The organism is Oceanobacillus arenosus (assembly GCF_003369575.1).
Taxonomy (GTDB): domain Bacteria; phylum Bacillota; class Bacilli; order Bacillales; family Amphibacillaceae; genus Oceanobacillus; species Oceanobacillus arenosus.
Genome location: NZ_PIOC01000035.1, coordinates 1 through 2,975, shown reverse-complemented (window position 1 = coordinate 2,975; position 2,975 = coordinate 1). Strand labels below are relative to the sequence as shown.

1 rRNA gene is annotated in these 2,975 nt (G+C 51.5%); it reads left to right on the top strand.

Annotation, left to right across the window (positions count from 1 at the left end):
- Positions 1–14: 14 nt before the first annotated feature.
- Positions 15–2,931 (top strand): 23S ribosomal RNA (locus tag CWR48_RS20185).
- The last annotated feature ends 44 nt before the right edge of the window (positions 2,932–2,975 follow it).

Here is a 2,975-nt window from a genome sequence, read left to right as displayed (position 1 = left end):
TTATTTACTAACTTAGTTAAGTGAATAAGGGCGCACGGTGGATGCCTTGGCACTAGGAGCCGATGAAGGACGGGACTAACACCGATATGCCTCGGGGAGTTGTACGTAAACTTTGATCCGAGGATTTCCGAATGGGGGAACCCGCTGTTCGTAATGGGACAGTACCATTATCTGAATACATAGGATAATGGAGGCAGACCCGGGGAACTGAAACATCTCAGTACCCGGAGGAAGAGAAAGCAAATGCGATTTCCTGAGTAGCGGCGAGCGAAACGGAATTAGCCCAAACCAGAAAGCTTGCTTTCTGGGGTTGTAGGACACTCCATTGGAGTTACAAAGGAATTCTTTAGACGAATCGATCTGGAAAGGTCAGCCATAGCGGGTAACAGCCCTGTAGTCGAAAAGGAATTCTCTCCGGAGTGTATCCTGAGTACGGCGGAACACGAGAAATTCCGTCGGAATCCGGGAGGACCATCTCCCAAGGCTAAATACTACCTAGTGACCGATAGTGAACCAGTACCGTGAGGGAAAGGTGAAAAGCACCCCGGAAGGGGAGTGAAATAGTACCTGAAACCGTGTGCCTACAAGTAGTCGAAGCCCGTTAATGGGTGACGGCGTACCTTTTGTAGAATGGACCGGCGAGTTACGATCGTATGCAAGGTTAAGTGGAAGACACGGAGCCGCAGCGAAAGCGAGTCTGAATAGGGCGAATTAGTATGCGGTCGTAGACCCGAAACCGTGTGATCTACCCATGTCCAGGGTGAAGGTCAGGTAACACTGACTGGAGGCCCGAACCCACGTATGTTGAAAAATGCGGGGATGAGGTGTGGGTAGGGGTGAAATGCCAATCGAACACGGAGATAGCTGGTTCTCTCCGAAATAGCTTTAGGGCTAGCCTCAAGCAATGAGTATTGGAGGTAGAGCACTGATTGAACTAGGGGCCCTCACCGGGTTACCGAATTCAGTCAAACTCCGAATGCCAATTACTTCAGCTTGGGAGTCAGACTATGGGTGATAAGGTTCATAGTCGAAAGGGAAACAGCCCAGACCGCCAGCTAAGGTCCCAAAGTATACGTTAAGTGGAAAAGGATGTGGAGTTGCCCAGACAACCAGGATGTTGGCTCAGAAGCAGCCACCATTTAAAGAGTGCGTAATAGCTCACTGGTCGAGTGACTCTGCGCCGAAAATGTACCGGGGCTAAACGTATCACCGAAGCTGCGGATTGTTCTTCGAACAATGGTAGGAGAGCGTTCTAAGTGCAGTGAAGTCAGACCGTGAGGACTGGTGGAGCGCTTAGAAGTGAGAATGCCGGTATGAGTAGCGAAAAAAGAGTGAGAATCTCTTTCACCGAAAGCCTAAGGTTTCCTGAGGAAGGCTCGTCCTCTCAGGGTTAGTCGGGACCTAAGCCGAGGCCGAAAGGCGTAGGCGATGGACAACAGGTTGATATTCCTGTACCACCTCATGATTGTTTGAGCGATGGGGGGACGCAGTAGGATAAGGAATGCGCACCGATGGATGTGTGCGCCCAAGCAGTGAGAAAGTTGGATAGGCAAATCCGTTCAACAATTTCAAGCTGTGATGGGGAGGGAAATTAGTACCGAAGTTCCTGATTTCACACTGCCAAGAAAAGCCTCTAGTTAGATCATAGGTGCCCGTACCGCAAACCAACACAGGTAGGCGAGGAGAGAATCCTAAGGTGAGCGGGAGAACTCTCGTTAAGGAACTCGGCAAAATGACCCCGTAACTTCGGGAGAAGGGGTGCTTCATTAACATGGAGCCGCAGTGAATAGGCCCAAGCGACTGTTTAGCAAAAACACAGGTCTCTGCGAAGCCGAAAGGCGAAGTATAGGGGCTGACACCTGCCCGGTGCTGGAAGGTTAAGGGGAAATGTTAGCACTTTGGTGCGAAGCATAGAACCGAAGCCCCAGTAAACGGCGGCCGTAACTATAACGGTCCTAAGGTAGCGAAATTCCTTGTCGGGTAAGTTCCGACCCGCACGAAAGGTGCAACGACTTGGGCACTGTCTCAACGAGAGACCCGGTGAAATTATACTATGCGTGAAGATGCGCATTACCCGCGACAGGACGGAAAGACCCCGTGGAGCTTTACTATAGCCTGATATTGAATGTTTGTGCAGCTTGTACAGGATAGGTGGGAGCCGTTGAAGCGTGAGCGCTAGCTTACGTGGAGGCGCCCGTGGGATACCACCCTAGTTGTATGAACCTTCTAACCCAGGACCGTGATCCGGTTCGGAGACAGTGTCAGGCGGGTAGTTTGACTGGGGCGGTCGCCTCCCAAAGAGTAACGGAGGCGCCCAAAGGTTCCCTCAGAATGGTTGGAAATCATTCGTAGAGTGTAAAGGCAGAAGGGAGCTTGACTGCGAGACCTACAAGTCGAGCAGGGACGAAAGTCGGGCTTAGTGATCCGGTGGTTCCGCATGGAAGGGCCATCGCTCAACGGATAAAAGCTACCCCGGGGATAACAGGCTTATCTCCCCCAAGAGTTCACATCGACGGGGAGGTTTGGCACCTCGATGTCGGCTCATCGCATCCTGGGGCTGTAGTCGGTCCCAAGGGTTGGGCTGTTCGCCCATTAAAGCGGTACGCGAGCTGGGTTCAGAACGTCGTGAGACAGTTCGGTCCCTATCCGTCGTGGGCGTTGGAAGTTTGAGAGGAGCTGTCCTTAGTACGAGAGGACCGGGATGGACACACCGCTGGTGTACCAGTTGTTCCGCCAGGAGCATCGCTGGGTAGCTACGTGTGGAAAGGATAAGTGCTGAAAGCATCTAAGCATGAAGCCCCCCTCAAGATGAGACTTCCCATCACTTCGAGTGAGTAAGATCCCTCAGAGACGATGAGGTTGATAGGTTCGGTGTGGAAGCGTGGCAACACGTGGAGCTTACGGATACTAATCGATCGAGGACTTAACTAAATTCTTATTTGATTGTCGTTACCATTACTCTTATTTAGTTTTTA